The sequence below is a fragment of the Burkholderia sp. BCC1988 genome (genome assembly GCF_905339895.1).
In the GTDB taxonomy this organism is placed as follows: domain Bacteria; phylum Pseudomonadota; class Gammaproteobacteria; order Burkholderiales; family Burkholderiaceae; genus Burkholderia.
Genome location: NZ_CAJPHA010000011.1, coordinates 1 through 16,693, shown reverse-complemented (window position 1 = coordinate 16,693; position 16,693 = coordinate 1). Strand labels below are relative to the sequence as shown.

The following is a 16,693-nucleotide window of genomic DNA, read 5'->3' as shown; positions in this document are numbered from 1 at the left end:
TGCGAAAGCAGATGCCAATCGTGAGTTACCGATCAATAGCCTATGGGCAGGTGCGCGTAACGGGATGCACCCCGGCTGCAACGCAACGCTGGCGTTCAGCGGGATGGAACGGTGTCTGCTCCCGGCTGCACATCCCTTGGATCGCGGCTCGCGAATGCACTCAGCTCGCTCGCGACGTAGTCGATGACGCTTGCCCAATCTCCGGGTCGCGGCTGCCGAAAGAGCCGCGCCGACGGATACCAGGGCGAGTCATCCCGATCCGCCATCCACCGCCAGCAACCATCGAACCTCGACAGGATCCAGACCGGCTTGCCCAGTGCCCCCGCGACGTGGGCGACGGACGTGTCCACCGAAATCACCAGATCGAGATTCGCGATCACCGCTGCTGTATCGGCAAAATCCACGACATGCTCCATTGGGTCAACCGGCCGCAGGTGCTCGGGCAACTCGGCGAGCTGGCGCCGCACCGTCGCGTCTTTCTGCAGACTCACGAAGGTGATGCCATCCATCCGCAACAGTGGCAAGTACGTATCCACATGAAACGACCTTCGTCGATCGATCGCGTTCGCATTGACCTGATCCGGCCGTGAATCGCCAGCCCATACCAATCCGACCTTGAAACCGTCACACGGCCAACGAGAGCCCCAATGCGATACAAGTTCAGGGGCAGGATGCAAGTACGGCACATTTGCCGGGATGGTTTGCAGCGTTGTGCGAAATCGCAGCGGCAGGCTCATGACGAGACAGCAATAGTCGTGTGGAGGGAGCGATGCCATTGCGTCATAGGACCAGCACGCATCGACGCCAGCGATCGCGCCAATCAATCGCGTCAGCGCCGGCGGGCAGACGACGGACAATCGGCTCACGCCGCATGCCTTGAGAAGCGGCAGATATCGGGCAAACTGAACCACATCGCCAAGCCCCTGTTCCGGAAACAGAACCAGCGACTTTCCGAGCAATGACTCACCGCGCCATTCCGGAAACGACAGACAGGGCTGCATGTGGCACAATGCATCGGCACCCCAATGCGGCGACGGCTCGTACCGCGCCTCGTACAGCGGCCAGGCCTCTTCGTATCGGCCGCGGGCCAACAGCAGGAGCGCGAGATTGAACGCGGTCGGACTGCGCGATGGATCGAGTTCGAGCGCCCGACGCAGGTATCGCTCCGCATCGTCGTACCGCCCCGCGTCATGAAGCAGCCGCCCCATATTGTTGAGCGCTTCGATCGAATCTGGCGTACGTTCGAGCACGCCCAGGTAGCATCTTTCTGCCTCCCCAAACCGCTGTTGCGCATACAGCAGGTTTCCCAGGTTACCGTACGCGCCGCAATGTTCGGCATTCAGCTCAAGTGTCCGGTAGAAGCATCTCTCTGCTTCCTCGATGCGGCCCGTCTCATGAAGCAACACACCGAGATTCAGATGTGCATCCATACAGCCCGGCTGGACCGTAACCGCCTGCCTGTAGCAGACTTCAGCTTCCTGATAGCGCAGTTCCTGATGCAGCACCGCGCCCAGCGCAGCGTGAGTCGTCGCATCGTTCGGATCGCACGCCAACGCTCGGCGCAAGTGCGGCTCGGCATCAGCACGTCTGCCGGTCAGGTGCAACAGGACTCCAAGCCTGCTGTGAGCGATCGCGCATTCGGGGTCGTACATCAGCGCCTCCACGTAACACGCCTCCGCCTCCTGAACTCGACCGGCAGCATGCAACATGAGACCAAGGTTGCAGTGCGCATCGACGTACCCTGGCATCAAGGAGAGCGCGCGTCGATAGCAGGCCTCGGCATGCCGGATATCCCGTGTTCCTTCCAGCAGCACGCCCAGATTGTTCAGCGCCTCTGCGTGATCGGGCGCACGCTCGAGCGCTCGCCGATAAAGCCGCTCCGCCGCATCGAGCGCGCCAGCACGATGCTCGGCCACAGCTGCATAAAACACGTCGTCCGCAGATATCGTCGACTCGTTGTCTTGCGCCGATCCCATATCCTCTCCATAGCTCCATGATGCCGAGCAATCGGCTTGTCGAATAGCTTCGCCGCGCCGGACGTCAGTGTCGCGTGTTGACCAGCTTGTAGCCTGCCCCGCGCACCGAGATGAGCTGATACCCGCAGTCACCGGTCAGTCTCAGTTTGGTACGAACCCGCGACATGTGCACACACACGGTGCGGTGTTGCGCTTCGAGCCTCGAAACCCCTTCCCACATTGCCTTCCACAGCTCGGTGAACGTCACGACCCGATTCATCTGCGTAAACATCAGCAACGCGGCGCGATATTCCATGCGCGTCAGCACGATGTGCTCGCCCTTGACGCAGACACGACCGGCGCCGTTATGGAACGCATACGCGCCGTGAGACGAACCCGACGTGCGCGCATGAGATCCCGCAATTCGCCGAAGCAGTGCGCGGATCCTCGCAATCACCACGTCGATCGATGCAGGCGCACTCAAATATGCATCCGCGCCGGCAGTCAGAGCGGCAACCATTTCGTCCTCGTTTTCCGGTCCGACGACCATCAGCGGGACGTTCTCAATGGAACGGTCGTTGCGCAATGCCGACGCAAATTTCGCGATCAAGCCTCCCCGATTCGGTTCGATCACAAGGACCATGTCGACATTCGAAGACTTCAGGTATGCGTGCAGCGCAACCGACGAATCGAACATCCTGCACACAAAACCATATCGACGCAGTGCGTCCCCGATCTCACCGGCCGGACCCGGATCTCTGTTCAAAATGGCACATGTCGCCTCCTTGCGCCCCATGATCGACAATACTGGCATGTAAATCTCTCCCCGCACCGCCATCGGTTCGATGAACCGCGGCAACATTTTTATTTGCGCTACGTAACGACAACTACTTCGTCAAGACCCGTGCTTGCCGTGCGGTCTTTCCGTTCGTTCTTCCAGCTCGCCCGGCGTTTTGAGCCTGAATTCCTCCGGATCGCGCCCGGCCATCCATCGAGGCTTCCTGCCACGTCCTGACCAGGTTGCACCGGTCTTCGGATCCCAGAAGCGCGGCGCAACCGACCGTCCGCGTGACGTCCTGACCCGGTTGCTCGACAGGCGCGATTCGATTTCCCGTGTTTCGATCTCGTATTCGCACATCAACTTCACGATCTGCTCGAGGACACCCTTCCTCGTAGCCGCGCGACGCATCGCGATTTCGGCATCCAGCTGGGCCCGTTTTGTCAGCAAATCGTGCAAAGACTCTCCCGACATTTAGTTCTCCTATTACTTCCACACATCAATCCATCAATTTCCCGAACTTGCGTTCCATCAAACCAATACAGCTCAGCAGTTCAACGCAAGCGACAAAATCAGTACAACGAGCAAGGCGGCAGAAAGCGGCGCGACATGCACACGCACCGATGCCCTCGCTAAATGGACTTTCCCCGTCCGAATCAGACGATATGGCAAGGGGCGCGCACCGATGTCGCGCATGTCCTGCAAGCCCCGGCAGGTTGCTGTTTCCATGTGACGCCTGGTTTGCTCTCGCCTCATCCCCGAATCGTCCTATCCTCGAGTCGACGTCGGCTGCCGCCAGACGGCAGCCGTACGAACGTCAGGCCCGCCGGATCAAATTGAGCAGGAACAACAGCACTACTGCGCCGCCGACCGCAACGATGATCGACGACAGGATGCCGCTCCCGATACTGATGCCGATCAGCGACGTAATCCATCCGCCGACGATCGCACCTGCAACGCCAACCAGCACGTCTATCAGGATTCCGAAGCCACCGCCGGTCACGATCATGCCCGCGAGCCATCCGGAGATACCGCCGACGATCAGCCAAATGATCAGGTTATGAAGCATGTTTTTCCTTTTTCCTGGTGTTTCTGATGCCTGGAATAGCGGTGTCCGATCAGTTCGCGCGAGCGCGGTGGTGATGAAAGCCGTGCCAGTGATGCTTGTGGTGAAACAGCGCGGCCTGTGCGGATTCGATCCCGCACGTCGCGACCATCAATAGCGCGACGGCCGTCATGACGAGTTTCTTCATACCTCTGCTCCTTCTTGTCGTTTGGGCGAATGGCCGGTCGCCCTTCCGGATTCAATGCACTCCGTCATACATCGTTCTTGCGCGTGGTCAGATGGGGAATGCGCTCGTTGCTCGTCGCGCGCAGCTGATGGATTTGCCGGGTGCTCTTGTTCAATTGCGCCTGCGCTGCGACCCGCTGCGCTTCCAGCTGGGCAACCTCTCGACGCACGTGTTGCTGGCGACTGCTCACAAGCTGGCTCTGTGCCGCGTGCTGCTCGAGATCGTTACGCAACCGCTCCGCCTGCGCTTCGGACGCCTCGATCAACGTCGCGACATGAAGGTTTTGCGCCTCGAGCTGGGCGCGGCGCAACTCGATATCGGAAAATCGAATCGCCTGCTCCTCGAAATGCCGAAACGCCGCTTCGGCCGAGTCGAACTCGTTGGCGTGCAATGCCCTCCACAAGCGCCCCTCGTGACAAAGCGTGATGTAGTACGACAGATCGGTGCGATGGAACAGCAAGTTCACCGAGTACGAAAACGCCTGCAAGGTGCGAAACGGCGCGAGCGCCTGTTGTTCGCCCAACGCTTCGACTTCGGCAAGTTCGGCCGTTTGCACCATGCGGGGATTGCCTTGCGGCATGACTGCGTTCAGCGGTCGCAGGGGCGATACGGTCGGCGTAGCCGGCACTGGCTCGTCCGCGGGGGACTCAGCAAACGCCGCGCCGGCCACCTCAGCTGCGTCGAATGCGTCTGCTGCCTCTTCTTCGCCTGTCACAACGGGACGTCTATTCAAATGCAATTTCACGATCAATCTCCTCAAACCCCGGACGCCCTTTCACACGTGTAGTTGGTTTTCTTCACGTCAACGCTGCACATTGAATTGAACGCGCCGATTCGCAAATCGCCCGATACTCGTCACGTCACTTTCAACCGGATGCGTCGCGCCGTATCCATTCGCCGTCAGGAGCGGCGCCGGCACACCGTCCGCGATCAGCTGTGCTCGTATCGACTCGGCGCGCTTGCGCGACAACAGCGTCAGCGCCTGTTCGTCGCCGACGCTGTCGGTGAAAACCGCGATCTCGACCTTGACCGGATGCTCGACACTTGCGCAGATCTTGAGCAGCATCGCGGCTTCGCCAAGGTTGTCCTTGGCCGTGGCCGGAACATGACCGCTCGAATGCGCGAAATCGATGATTTGGGTATTGAGCACGCGCTCGACGTCGGCCGGCGCACACGGGTGGCCATCGTCGATCGCCTTCACCACCGAGTGACGGAACGTCTGGGACGCCTGCCCCACGCGTGCCGCGGCATCGAACGCGACGACCCGCCACGACGGACCGAATGCCTGCTGCAGCCGATCGATCCACGCGTCCTGCCCATCCGCAGCGGGTCCGGCAAGCTCGATCAGCATCGGGCGCAGCGAGACTTCCGCACCACGCACCGCCATCAGCGCGCTCAGCACATCGAGATGCTCGAGCCAATCCGAATGCGTGCCATTCGCGATCGCGATGTCCGCGTCGAACCGCCCCGCGCCGAACTTGCCTTTCAGCAAGTCGAGCAATTTCTGTCGTTGCTCGTCATTACCCACAGTGGCGGCGATGTGCGGAAAGCCGGCACCGTCGACCCGCATCGCGAACATCGAATGCACTGCGTCAGCCTGCGCCGCGGTCGGCGTGCCAGCGCTGGCATCTGACCCAGGAACTGCCGCGGTAGCACCGCCGGCGGATGAGGACACCGGTACGGTCGGTGCAATGGTTTGCGCGGCGACTCCCGAAGCATGCGCGTTCGAGTCAGCTGCCGATGCGGCCGGCGCCGAGCCCGGCACCGGTGCCGTCGAACCAAGCCGAACCGCTCCATCACCTTCCTGCGACGTGAAGGTCGATTTCAGAAAACCCGGATGATTTTGCTCATAGGCATACGTCGTTGCCCCACCCGCGGCCAACAATGCCAGCAACCAGAGCAGTCCTCGACGCGAATGCCGCCGTCGCGGCGCGGGCCGATACACGACTTTTGCCATGGCCGGCGCATCTGATGCGGCCGCAGCATTCGGTGCAGTCGGCGCAGTCGCTGCATTCGGCGGTTCGGCCTCCGGTACCGTGGGGTTGGCAGCCGAAACCTGCGGCCCGACCTTCGGCGCAAAACTCGGCGTGCCGGACGCGCGCGCCGCGCCGGTTGACGACGTCGGCAGCGGCATGAGAACGGCCGTCGGGAGCTTCGTCGCATTGACCGCCGTATTGACGGTCGTGCTCACAGACGCACTGACGGGACCATAAACCGGCGTGGTCGTTTCGGGCTCGGACGACACGGCCGCCGGTTGCCGGATCGCTTCCGCGAAGTCCGCAGCGCTCTTGAATCCGAGCGCCTGCGCGACGCCATCCGATACGAACGGGGCGATTGACGGAAACTGGTGGCGCATCAGCGACACGAAATCAGCCTCGGATGCCTGTTCGATCAACAGGTGATGCTTGAGCATCCCGAAGCCGACCGAGGCCGACAGCGCAACCAGCACGTGCGTCGCTTGCGCAGGCACGCCGGTCATCGCCGCGATCGGATCACTCAACACCGAGATCCGCCGCAGGACAACGCGCGCACTCAGTTGGTCGCCCGTCGTTTCCAGGTCCTTCAACCCCGCCGTATCGGCGAGCCGAACGCCCAGGTGCTCGCCGATGCGCGCGTTGACAGCCGGCGACAGAATCGCTGAGAACGACGCTGACGCATGCTGGCGCGTGGCACATTGCGCCATCACCGACGCGAGCACCGCCGCTGTGCCGTGCTCGACGATACCCCGGATCACGTTCGGCGCCAAACCGATCCGGGCGGACAATTGTTCGCAAACAGGCGGAGCGAAAGTCGAGGACACCGTCTGGACGAGATCGATAGCGTTCAAGGTTTACTCCGTGAAATTTTCTTGCCGGCCCGCTGGCTGGCGCAACCGCGTGCACATGTCGATACCGGCGCGCAGCTCCGCATCGCTCGAGAAACGCCAGTCGCCGAAATCCGACCGAATGCGAACGCACCCGGCATAGATCTGCACGACCGCGTCCTCACCCCATGCGTCGTGCAGATCGCGCAACAGCGCGCGCTGGCGACGGTCAAGATAGAACGGCCATTCGACGCGCGCGGCGTCACGCGGCACGAGCATGGGGAAGCGAAATCCATTTGGGGCGCCCATCGCTTTTTCGTAGCAATCGCAGGTCTCATGGTCATTGCTGACGGGTCAGTGGGCGGCGCATTCGTCGGCCGCCGACGGGGCGGCCCCATTCACGGACATCGCATCGGATTCACGCATTGCGTTGTCGACTCTGGTAACGAGTTCCGCCAGATCGACGCGTAGCGTCTCGAGCACCGGACTCCAATCGCCAAAGCTACGCTGCCGATACAGCTTCACGCTCGGATACCATGGGCTGTCAGCGCGATCGGTCATCCACACCCAGTGAGGATTCACATCGAGCAATACCCAGGTCGGCACACCCAGACCGCCGGCCAGATGCGCAACCGACGTGCAGACCGTAATCACGAGATCGAGGCTTTTGATGAACGCCGCGGTATCGTCAAACGACTCGAACTCCACCGTCGTGTCGGTCAGGCGAAGGCCTGCCTCGCGAGCCTCATCCGCCTCACCTTCTGCGTTGACCTGCAGGCTGTAGAAATCGACGCCGGCGATCGACCGGAAAGCGCTCGCATAATCCGCAGGCTTGACCGAACGCATCGGATTGCGCTGGTGATTTCGGCTACCCGACCACACCAATCCGACCTTGAGCGTTGCGTCACTCGCGCAGCGCTTTCTCCACATCTGCGCCTTGACTGAATCAGCGCGCAGATACGCAGTACGTCCGGGCAAATGCTCGACACGCACACCAAGCACCCCTGCCAGACTGCAGAGCGGCAAGTGATAGTCGAACGGGGGCAACGGGCGTAGGTCGTGCGGAACCACGACGTCGACAGCCTCACCAAGGCTGCGCTTGAGCAGCGGCAACAGACTCGCGAAGCAGCAGTAGACGAGCTTTCCCCCCTCGCGCTTGACACGCTCGGCAAACGCCGGGACGAAGCGCACGAACTGCAGCACGTCACCGTGCCCTTGCTCGCCCCATACGATGATCGTCTTGCCTTCGAGCGATTGCCCCGACCATTGCGGAACCGGCAGATTGTGCGAGGTCTCGCGCAGTTCCGGGGAGCCCTTCCACCGCGCCTCGTGATTGACCCAGCCGTTCGCATAATCGCCGCGCATGAGTTGCAGCATGGCCACCGTCCACACCAGCGACATATCGTTCGGCTCGAGCTTGAGTGCACGCTCGGCCACGGCCAGCGCATCGCTCCATTGCTGATGCTCGCGCAATACGTACGAGCAAGTCTGCAGCGCGGTCGCGTAATTCGGTGCCAGTGCGCACGCGCGCTCCGCCGCGACGAGACTGTCAGGCAGTACGCCAAGCTTCAGCAACGTCGTCGCAAGATTGTTCCAGGCAAGCGCGTTGTCCGGACTGTCCAGCAGCGCTTGTTCGAGCGTCGCTTTCGCGTCGGCAAACTGCTTGAGCTCGAGATGCGCGGCGCCCATGTTGTTGCGCAGCATCGGGAGCGTCGGCTCGAGACGTTCGGCATGGCGGTAAGCGTCTAGTGCCTGCAGATGATGTCGTGCCTGCTGATGCGCCAGACCCAGGCGGAACCACGGCGCGGCCTGGTCCGGCGCCCGCTCGCAGCGCACCGTGGCGATATCGCGTGCAGCATCGAATTTCCCGAGGCGGAACAGCACGTCAATCCAGTCCAGCATCCAGTCTTCGCCGGGCGCGCCGTTCTTATGTGCGCGTTCGAACCAACCATCCGCGCCGGGATCGTCGCCGAATCGCACCGCGAGCCGAGCGCGCTCGGTCAGTGCATCCACGTTCGTGTCGTCGAGTTGCAACGCGCGGTCGAGAAGATCACATGAATCGCCGAACCGTCCCCTCAGGCACAGCAGCCGGCTGGCGAGAATCAGCTCTCGCGGATTGTTCGACTGCCTGACCCGCTCCGTCGACAACAAATGAGACGCTTCGATCAGCGAGCCGCGTTCGATCAGCGACTCGATCCGATCCAGTTGAGATTTACCCTGCTTGGCCATCGATCTTTTCCCCAAGAAACGCTATCAATGCGCGACGTCGCTTACATGCCCTGAATGGTGATACCTGATACGAGGCCGACACCCAGGCCGATCAGGCGTCCACGCCATGCGGCCTTTCTGCAATCGCCGTCCTCGAAAATGGACGGCTGGATTCGGCGCGCGCGCTTATAGATGTACGGCGCAACAAACAGCACGCAGATCGCGATGGCGACCATGAAGAGGATCTCGACGCGCGGCGAGGCGCCGCGCAGCCATGCAAGATCCATCGCGAAATGATCGATCCCGATCACGAGACAACACGTGATGAGCCAGCTCACGACGAGATTGCCGATGAAGTTGTCCGTAACGCTGAAGTTGCCCATGGTTGCCCCGTTTTCTCCGTTTGATTGCGCGCTATGCCCCGCTCACCGCGAGGTGATGACCGCCTTCTTTGCAAGTGAGTCGACCATCGCGTTGAACGCGTCCGTCTGCGCCCGACTCTGCAGGGATTGGATCAACTCGCCCCGAACCTGCTCGTACCGCGGGACCGCCGTCTGTACCTTCCCGTCGAGCTTGACCAGCATGCGCACCTGGCCGACCGCGATCGCCGAACGCGTGTAGTCGCCCGGATGCAGTTGCACGAGTGCACGGGCCACTTCAACCGGCAGGCCCTGGGTGTTGCCTTCGGTGACCGGCGTCTTCAGGCTCACCCAAGGCAATGCGCCACCGTTCGCCTTGCTCGGCGCAAGGCTCTCCTTCGTGGCGATCGAATCGAACCGCTCATGACGCGCCAGTCGAGCCAATGCCGCCTGGACAGCCGTTTCGCTCGGCAGCACGATCAATCGCGGTTTGTATGACATCGGACCGAGCGAGGCGACAATCTCGTCGTAGCGTGCACGTACCTGTTCCTCCGTGACCGGCCGCGCCTTCGCGTGCGTAGCGATATACAGGCGATTTTCGGTATCGATGCGAGCTTTGCTTGCTGCAGCACGCACTTCGGGCGCGTCGCCGATTTTTTCCGCGTCGGCAGCCTGGCGGATCAGTTCGCGAACGACCAAACCATGCTCGATCTCGGCGCGTTGCGCTGCCGAGTCAGGCAGGCCGCTTGCGCGCAACGTCTCGCTCACCTGGGCGCGCGTCAACGGAACGCCATTGACCGTCGCGAATGCGTCGACAGGCGACGCGTTGACCGGTGTGCTCGCCGCGACGGGTTTGTCCGCCGGCGTGTTCTGATTTGCGCAGCCGGACAGGACGAGTCCGGCAACGACTGCTGTCGCCACTGCGTGACGTCGTTTGATTCCCTTCGTGCTGTGAATGTCTTTTTTCATCGTCAGGTCCTCTTGATTGCGGGTCATTCATCCACCGTTTCCGGTCGATATCGTTCTGCTTCAGGCGGCCTTTTCGACCTCGTCGAACAGTCCAACGAGCAACCGGTCATATGCTTCGATTTGCTTGGGATTCGTCGTCAGGAATCGCCCGATCGACTCACGTTGCTTTTTCCGATAGCCCTGCCAATCGGTATCGTGATGCTCGATGGCATCGACAACGCGCCTGGTACCCGCCTCAACATCGTTGTCCGGGTAGTAGTAGCCGATCTCCTTGCACAGCCACGCGTTGTGCACGAGTGCGTAGCCGTTCCAGCACACGTCGAAATAGAAATAGTTCAGCGCCAGCCCCCACTGATTCGACACCACGATGTCGGTATGCTCGGACAGGAACTGCGGCGTGTCGTAACGGCCGACGAAACTCACCTTGCTGTCCTTGACCAGATCGAGGTGGTGGGCAATGCCGATGAACTCCGGACAACTTCGTGCGAAGTGGTCCGCGTTCGTCACGTGGACGTAGTCGATCTTCGAGCCGCACTGCCGATAGGCGGATTCGGCAATCAGCAGCGGGTAGAGGCAGAACTTGAGAACGTCGATGTTCGGTTCCATGATCGACAGCTTCTTCGGCCGTCCGGTCGGTCGATACTCGCCCCGAAACGGCAGGTCACGCGTGCGCTCGTCGATGCAGATCGGATCCCAGACGAACGGCACTTCGCGCACCGGCCGGCGCCGCAGCACGCTGAAAAAGCCCGCGCTGGTCTCCGTCACCTGCGGAATCACCCAGACCTGGTCGTAGCATTGATTGATGAACACGGAGTCGGCGAGCCGGCGCGTGAAGATCATCGCTTCGATCATCTGCACGTATTCCGGGCCGCAGCAGTAGCTGACGACCTTCGTGCCGCGCGACTGCAGATACTGCGTCTGCATCGGGTCAATCTGGCCGCCGAGCTCAATCAGCACGTCAAGCGCATCCTTCGCGTCGTCGAACGAGCACACGGGGAATTGCGCGAGGTCCCACGGCAGGCTCGACGTGATCGCAACCGCGGTCGTATTGACCAGCGTCACGCGATGCCGAAGCGGCGACTGCTGGAACAGCTTCATCAAATACAGCGCGTTCTGCTTGATGCCGTTGACCCACAGGCTCTCCGCCGCATCGCGCAGCCCAATCGTGATGCCGATTCGTAACGATCCTGCTTTGCTCATGCGCGGTCTCCTGGCATCCCTTTGTCAAGTCGAGAAATTGGGTCGATTTGGTCGTTGTCGTGCTTCATTGCATGCCTGCGGATCGGGTTCCGAAATGCACCTGCCGCCGTACGATCACGCACGAAGGCGGCGCGTCGAGCAGCGTGACCGTCTCGCGCGGGTGCGCCGGATGCGTGTACACGGTGACTGATTTGACGAGCGCGTTCGCGCGGTAACCGGCCAGTTCCGAACGCGCGACGTCCTTGCACGGCAACGGTGCGCTCGAGATGCGCTCGGCCAGCACCGCACAGCCGGCGTCCGCCGGCGACGTCGTGAGCGACAGCAATGCCGCCGCCTGACCGTAGTCGAGGCCCGACATTGAAAAGAACGGCGCGCCGTCCGGGTCGTTCCGGTCCCAATCCAGCACCACGTCGGCATGCTCCGTATTGGCGAACGTGCGCTCCGAGATGGCATTGACCATCGGGTAGCAACGCCGCACCCCGGCGCGCATTGCCGCGCCTGCTAGGACGGTCGAGGGAAGCGCCAGCGGTTGAGATGCCGCGCCCGCGGCCGGCAGCGGCTGCGCGGTCGACACCTGTGCTGTAAGTGCCGCGAGCGCGACGACAAATCCGAAACGGGCTTTCATTGGAAAAGCTCCGCGATCGCCGCGCCATATGCATCGACGTTTTCCTTGCGCTCGGGATCCAGCTTCTCGAGCAGTGCGCGTGCATTGGCTCGATATTTCGCGAAATTCGCGTCATGCGTGGCGAACGCCTCGCGCAGCGCGAGCGCGCCATCCTCGCAGTCGAAGCCGGCGTAGCGGTATCCGCAACCGTCGAGCAGGTCCGAGTTGTGGATCAGCGGATAGCCGCCGTAAAGCGCCTCGTAGTACACGTAGTTCTGCGCGTTCTCCCACTGATGGGATACGATCGCATCCGCCTGCGGGCCGAGAATGTCGTAGATCGGCAGGCGCGGCTCGAACGTGGCACGACCGTGATTGACGAGATCGAGACTGCGTGCAAAGCCGACGAACTGCGCATCGGCCTTCAGATGCAGCGTGTTATAGACGCGCAGATACTCGATCGATCCGGGTGCCTGCCGGTAGGCGAGATCCGCCGCCAGCATCGCCAGATGCGATGTCTTCACCATGCAGATGTTCGGCTCGAGAATCGCGAGTCGCCAACGCGCACGATGCGGTTGGTAGCCGAAATGTGTGGTCCGGCCGCTCGCTTCGATCGAGCGCATCAGCAGGTGCGGGCTCCAGAGGTGCTGCATCGCGCGAACCGGCGCGCGTAGCGCGCTCTGGTAATAGTGTGCGCAGGTGCGCTCGAAAGCCGGAAGCGTCCAGATTGCGTCATACGGCGTGCCGGATACCAGCATCCCATGCGGCAAGCCGAACATCATGCGTTCGATGTCGATGACGTAGTCGTTCGCCACACGCATCCCGATCACGCGGCCGCCACGTTCGCGGAACGCGCGCGCCCAGTCCGGGTTGAGTTGCGCGCTCAGTTCGATCACGACGTCGAGCGTCTGCTGCGCGGTGTCCAGATCGATCGTCCGGGCAGGCGCATGCGCGAGGAACTGGGTCGCCTTCTCCGGCGAGCCGTCTCCGCCGTTGACCAGATACACGGCATCGATGTGCGGCGAATGCTTGAGCAGCATCGCCAAAAAGAAGCAGTTCTGGAAAATGCCGTTTTCCCAAATGGACTGTTGGTCCGCCCGCAGAAAGATCGTGATGCCGACTTTCAGACGCCGATTCAGCATGCTTGCCCCCTCATCGCGGATTGCCCGCCAACTGCGGGGACCAGTGCCAACAGCCGCCGCGCGTAGCCGGACAGGTTGCGCGGATGCTCGGGACTGAGCCGCTTCAGGAAGTCGCGCGCCTGCTCGACATAGTCGGCATGGGCGATGTCGTGCATGTAACCGACGTTCAGCAACGCGTCGGCCCCCTCGTCGACATTGGAGCCGGAGTAGAAATAGCCGGTCGAGCCCAGCCAGGGTGAGTTGTGGACCAGCGGATAGCCGCCGTACAGCGCGTCGAGATAAGCGATGTTTTGGTCGTTATGCCACTGGTGCGCAACGATCGCGTCGACGTACTGGCTGACGTAGCCGACAAAATCGTGGCGATGGTCCAGATGCAGTCGCCCCTTTTCGTTCAGCATCAGCGAACCGGTGAGGAACGAGAACGTCGGATGCTCCTTCAGATGAAGGCTATTGAGCACGTGCACGCGGTCGATCGCCGCCGCATCGCGACGGAATGCCGCATCGCAGATAAGCAGCGGAATCGTGCAGCACTTGACCACCGAGATATTCGGCTCAAAGATCGCGGCACGAAGACGGCGCGGAGACACGAGTTCCGGCAAGGGCTGATAGCCAAAGCGCAGGCCGGCGGCTTCAACTTCGCGGCTACGCTGTTCGATGAAGACCGGGTCCCACAGAAACGGAATTTCGATAACCGGGCAACGGTGGAGCGTGCGCAGCATCGGGATGAACTCGCGATCCTTTTCGAGCACCCAGATTTCGTCACAGCGCGTGGCGCGCGTGAAATACCCGCCCTTCTTGAACACGCTCGGCTCGATCAATCCGACATACGGCTGACCGCAACACAGGAACACGACCTTTTTACCCAGCGCCCGGATGTAGTCGAGCCATTCGACCTCCAGCCCGCCACCCATCTCGATCACGACGTCGACAAGATCCGCGGCGTCCCGCGACGCCACCAGCCGGGCGCCAAACGCGGCTTTCTCGGCTTCCGGCGACACTTGGTCCTGATCGCCGCAGTTGAGCAGCACGATATCCGTGACGAACGGAAGCTCGCGCAGCAACTGCACCAGGAAAAAGACGTTTTGCCCCAACCCGTTTTCCCAGACGCTATGCCCGGCATGGGTGAGCACTGAAATTCCGATACGCATCGCTGTTGATGTGAAGTTTGTTTGTTATGAGAAAAAGAAGGGAAAGGGCCGCCTATCCGGAGCCTGTGGCCCCTTCCCCCAACCCGTGAACCGCGCTCGACGGAACGAGGCGGACACGGGGTACTTCACAGCGCTAGTTAATTGAGCGGATCCAGCTGGATCTCGACGCGCCGGTTCTGCGCTCGACCGGCTTCCGTTGCATTCGTCGCAACCGGGTTGGCCTTGCCGTTTCCATGAGCAAAGAATTGCTGCGAGTTCAGGCCGCGGTCGTGCAAATACATCGCCACCGTCTGTGCCCGTCGTTCCGACAGTGCCTGGTTGTACGCGGCCGATCCGATCGCGTCCGTATAGCCGTCCACAGTGACGGTGCGGAACGACATCCCGCGCGCCTGGGTGACCAGCTGATCCAGTCGCCCGCGTGCATCGGCCGTCAGCGTCGCCTTGTCGAAGTCGAAGTTGGCGTCCCCGCTCAACGTGATCTTGCGCGGCGGCACCGGTGCGGGGGCTGGCTGCGGTGCGGGCTGGGGCGGCGGCGCAGGCTGTGCCGGAACCCCGCACTGGAAGGTCAGCACGCGTACGCCCGCGCCGCTCGAGTACGGCGCCACCGCCTCGATCGGGCGAACTTGCGCGTTGCCGCACATCTCGCGAGCTTTCGCGTCGCATGTGCCTTGGCCTTCCAGCAAGCCGTCGCATCGCACGCGATACGCCTGCTGTTGATTCGGCAGCGTCACCGAATACGCGTCGAACGTCGGCCCCGATGCCGACGAACAACCCGTCAGAACGGCGGCAATCGCCAATACCACGGTCAGGGTTTTCATCATCTCGAACCTCGTTGTTTTCATCTGTGTCTTTCTCCGATTCTTCACAAGCCGGGCGGGCGGCTTGACCACCCGCCCGGCCCGCCCTGCATTACCACTGGTAGCTGATGCCGCCGCCGAACGAGTAGCCGGAGCTGCTGCTGCTGAACCCGCCCTTGAGCTTGACGTTGTTGGTCAGGCGCGCGGTGAAGCCCAGCGCGACCGCCCCGTAGCCCTGGTAGGTCGCACCGCCCACCCCGACCGCGATCGTCTTGCCGAGGTCGACGTCCGGAATCATCGTCAGCGCCGTGGCTCCCGCGACACCGGAGTACGCGCGTCGCGCGACGTTGCTCACACCCTGCTGCACGGCATTCAACTGCGACACGTTCACCGCATCGGTCGGATTCACGCCCGGCGCGACGTTCGTGATACGGCGCTCGTTGCCGGCAGAGCCGACCGATACCGTATTCGCCTCGCTGGCGATCGACCCGGCGCCCAGGGCAACCGAGTTAGCGGCGCTCGCCGTCGCGTTCGTACCGAAGGCCGTCGCATTGGTGCCCGATCCCAGCGCGTTCGCCCCGACGACGGTGGCACCGTCCGACGTTGCGTTCGCACCGTTGCCGATCGCGACCGCATTCGTGCCGGCCGCCGATGCAGACGGACCGAACGCTATCGCGTTGGTGCCGGTCGCGCCGTCGTTGTTGTAGTTGCTCTGGTGCGTACCGTCGTCGTTCACGCTCAAGTAGTGCGGGCTCGACTTCGAGATCAGCGTGGACAGCGACACGACAGCGGTCGAGCTCGACGTGGAAAGCGACGTCACGTTGCTGTTCGTCGTCGACAGACCCGTCGACAGCGAACTCACGCTCGTCGACAACGAGCTGGCCGTCGTCGAGGTCGACGTCGACAAGGACGCAACGCTGCTGTTCGTGCTCGACAAGCCGGTGGACAGCGAGCTGGCCGTCGTCGACGTCGAGGTCGACAGCGACGTCGTGTTGCCATTCACCGAGCTGATCGTGCTCGACAGTGACGACACCGTGCTGTTCGTCGTCGACAGACCCGTCGACAGCGAACCCACTGCGGTCGAGGTCGAGGTCGACAGCGACGTCACCGTGCTGTTCGTCGTCGACAGACCCGTCGACAGCGAGCTGACCGCCGTCGAGCTCGACGTCGACAGCGACGACACCGTGCTGTCCGTCGTCGACAACGCGGTCGACAGCGAACTGGTCGCGGTCGACGTGGAGGTCGACAGCGAGGACACCGTGCTGTTCGTCGTCGACAGGCCCGTCGACAGCGAACCCACCGCGGTCGAGGTCGACGTCGACAGCGACGACACCGTGCTGTTCGTCGTCGACAGACCCGTCGACAGCGAGCTGACTGCCGTCGAGCTCGACGTCGACAGCGACGACACCGTGCTGTTCGTCGTCGACAAGCCCGTCGACAG

18 protein-coding genes are annotated in these 16,693 nt (G+C 62.2%); 1 reads left to right on the top strand and 17 read right to left on the bottom strand.

Annotation, left to right across the window (positions count from 1 at the left end):
- Positions 1–95 precede the first annotated feature (95 nt).
- The 17 genes from U4012_RS17235 to U4012_RS17155 form a co-directional block, all read right to left on the bottom strand.
- A complete protein-coding gene (locus tag U4012_RS17235; RefSeq protein ID WP_321800222.1) occupies positions 96–1,976 on the bottom strand; it encodes a tetratricopeptide repeat-containing glycosyltransferase family protein in 1,881 nt (626 codons plus the stop codon).
- Positions 1,977–2,040: 64 nt separating this feature from the next.
- Complete coding sequence (locus U4012_RS17230; protein ID WP_321800220.1) at positions 2,041–2,817, bottom strand: response regulator transcription factor; 777 nt, start codon at positions 2,815–2,817, stop codon at positions 2,041–2,043.
- 33 nt (positions 2,818–2,850) lie between these two features.
- The gene (locus tag U4012_RS17225) at positions 2,851–3,207 is read right to left on the bottom strand and encodes an H-NS histone family protein (protein WP_321800218.1); all 357 of its coding nucleotides are present in this window, start codon (positions 3,205–3,207) and stop codon (positions 2,851–2,853) included.
- A 343-nt stretch (positions 3,208–3,550) separates the two neighbouring features.
- Entirely contained in the window at positions 3,551–3,802 is a 252-nt protein-coding gene (locus U4012_RS17220; RefSeq protein WP_321800217.1) for a GlsB/YeaQ/YmgE family stress response membrane protein, read from the bottom strand.
- A 49-nt stretch (positions 3,803–3,851) separates the two neighbouring features.
- Positions 3,852–3,986 (bottom strand): hypothetical protein, encoded by a 135-nt coding sequence (locus U4012_RS17215; RefSeq protein WP_321800216.1) that lies wholly within the window; start codon positions 3,984–3,986, stop codon positions 3,852–3,854.
- Positions 3,987–4,050: 64 nt separating this feature from the next.
- Positions 4,051–4,770 carry a DUF2968 domain-containing protein gene (locus tag U4012_RS17210; RefSeq protein ID WP_321800215.1) on the bottom strand — a complete coding sequence of 240 codons (720 nt, stop codon included), beginning with the start codon at positions 4,768–4,770 and terminating at the stop codon, positions 4,051–4,053.
- Between the two features lie 57 nt (positions 4,771–4,827).
- The gene (locus U4012_RS17205) at positions 4,828–6,852 is read right to left on the bottom strand and encodes an OmpA family protein (RefSeq protein ID WP_321800214.1); all 2,025 of its coding nucleotides are present in this window, start codon (positions 6,850–6,852) and stop codon (positions 4,828–4,830) included.
- A 3-nt stretch (positions 6,853–6,855) separates the two neighbouring features.
- Positions 6,856–7,137, bottom strand: coding sequence for a hypothetical protein (locus U4012_RS17200; RefSeq protein ID WP_321800213.1), 282 nt, complete (start codon positions 7,135–7,137; stop codon positions 6,856–6,858).
- A gap of 45 nt (positions 7,138–7,182) precedes the next feature.
- On the bottom strand, positions 7,183–9,057 hold the full coding sequence (locus tag U4012_RS17195; protein WP_321800212.1) for a tetratricopeptide repeat protein: 1,875 nt from the start codon (positions 9,055–9,057) through the stop codon (positions 7,183–7,185).
- A 41-nt stretch (positions 9,058–9,098) separates the two neighbouring features.
- Entirely contained in the window at positions 9,099–9,419 is a 321-nt protein-coding gene (locus U4012_RS17190) for a hypothetical protein (RefSeq protein ID WP_321800210.1), read from the bottom strand.
- Positions 9,420–9,461: 42 nt separating this feature from the next.
- Positions 9,462–10,391 carry a peptidyl-prolyl cis-trans isomerase gene (locus tag U4012_RS17185; RefSeq protein ID WP_321800208.1) on the bottom strand — a complete coding sequence of 310 codons (930 nt, stop codon included), beginning with the start codon at positions 10,389–10,391 and terminating at the stop codon, positions 9,462–9,464.
- A gap of 33 nt (positions 10,392–10,424) precedes the next feature.
- Entirely contained in the window at positions 10,425–11,564 is a 1,140-nt protein-coding gene (locus U4012_RS17180; protein WP_321800206.1) for a DUF2827 domain-containing protein, read from the bottom strand.
- A 64-nt stretch (positions 11,565–11,628) separates the two neighbouring features.
- Positions 11,629–12,138, bottom strand: coding sequence for a hypothetical protein (locus tag U4012_RS17175; protein ID WP_321800204.1), 510 nt, complete (start codon positions 12,136–12,138; stop codon positions 11,629–11,631).
- Positions 12,139–12,185: 47 nt separating this feature from the next.
- The gene (locus tag U4012_RS17170) at positions 12,186–13,307 is read right to left on the bottom strand and encodes a DUF2827 domain-containing protein (protein WP_321800202.1); all 1,122 of its coding nucleotides are present in this window, start codon (positions 13,305–13,307) and stop codon (positions 12,186–12,188) included.
- Positions 13,301–14,437 carry a DUF2827 family protein gene (locus tag U4012_RS17165; protein ID WP_321800200.1) on the bottom strand — a complete coding sequence of 379 codons (1,137 nt, stop codon included), beginning with the start codon at positions 14,435–14,437 and terminating at the stop codon, positions 13,301–13,303. Before U4012_RS17165 ends, U4012_RS17170 begins: the two co-directional genes overlap by 7 nt.
- Before the next feature lie 155 nt (positions 14,438–14,592).
- Entirely contained in the window at positions 14,593–15,345 is a 753-nt protein-coding gene (locus tag U4012_RS17160; protein ID WP_321800198.1) for an OmpA family protein, read from the bottom strand.
- A gap of 19 nt (positions 15,346–15,364) precedes the next feature.
- Positions 15,365–16,072 carry a YadA family autotransporter adhesin gene (locus U4012_RS17155; protein ID WP_321800196.1) on the bottom strand — a complete coding sequence of 236 codons (708 nt, stop codon included), beginning with the start codon at positions 16,070–16,072 and terminating at the stop codon, positions 15,365–15,367.
- Here U4012_RS17155 and U4012_RS17150 point away from each other — a divergent pair.
- Positions 16,056–16,693 (top strand): hypothetical protein (locus U4012_RS17150; protein WP_321800194.1); only part of this gene is annotated, 638 nt, incomplete at its 3' end. The genes U4012_RS17155 and U4012_RS17150 overlap by 17 nt on opposite strands.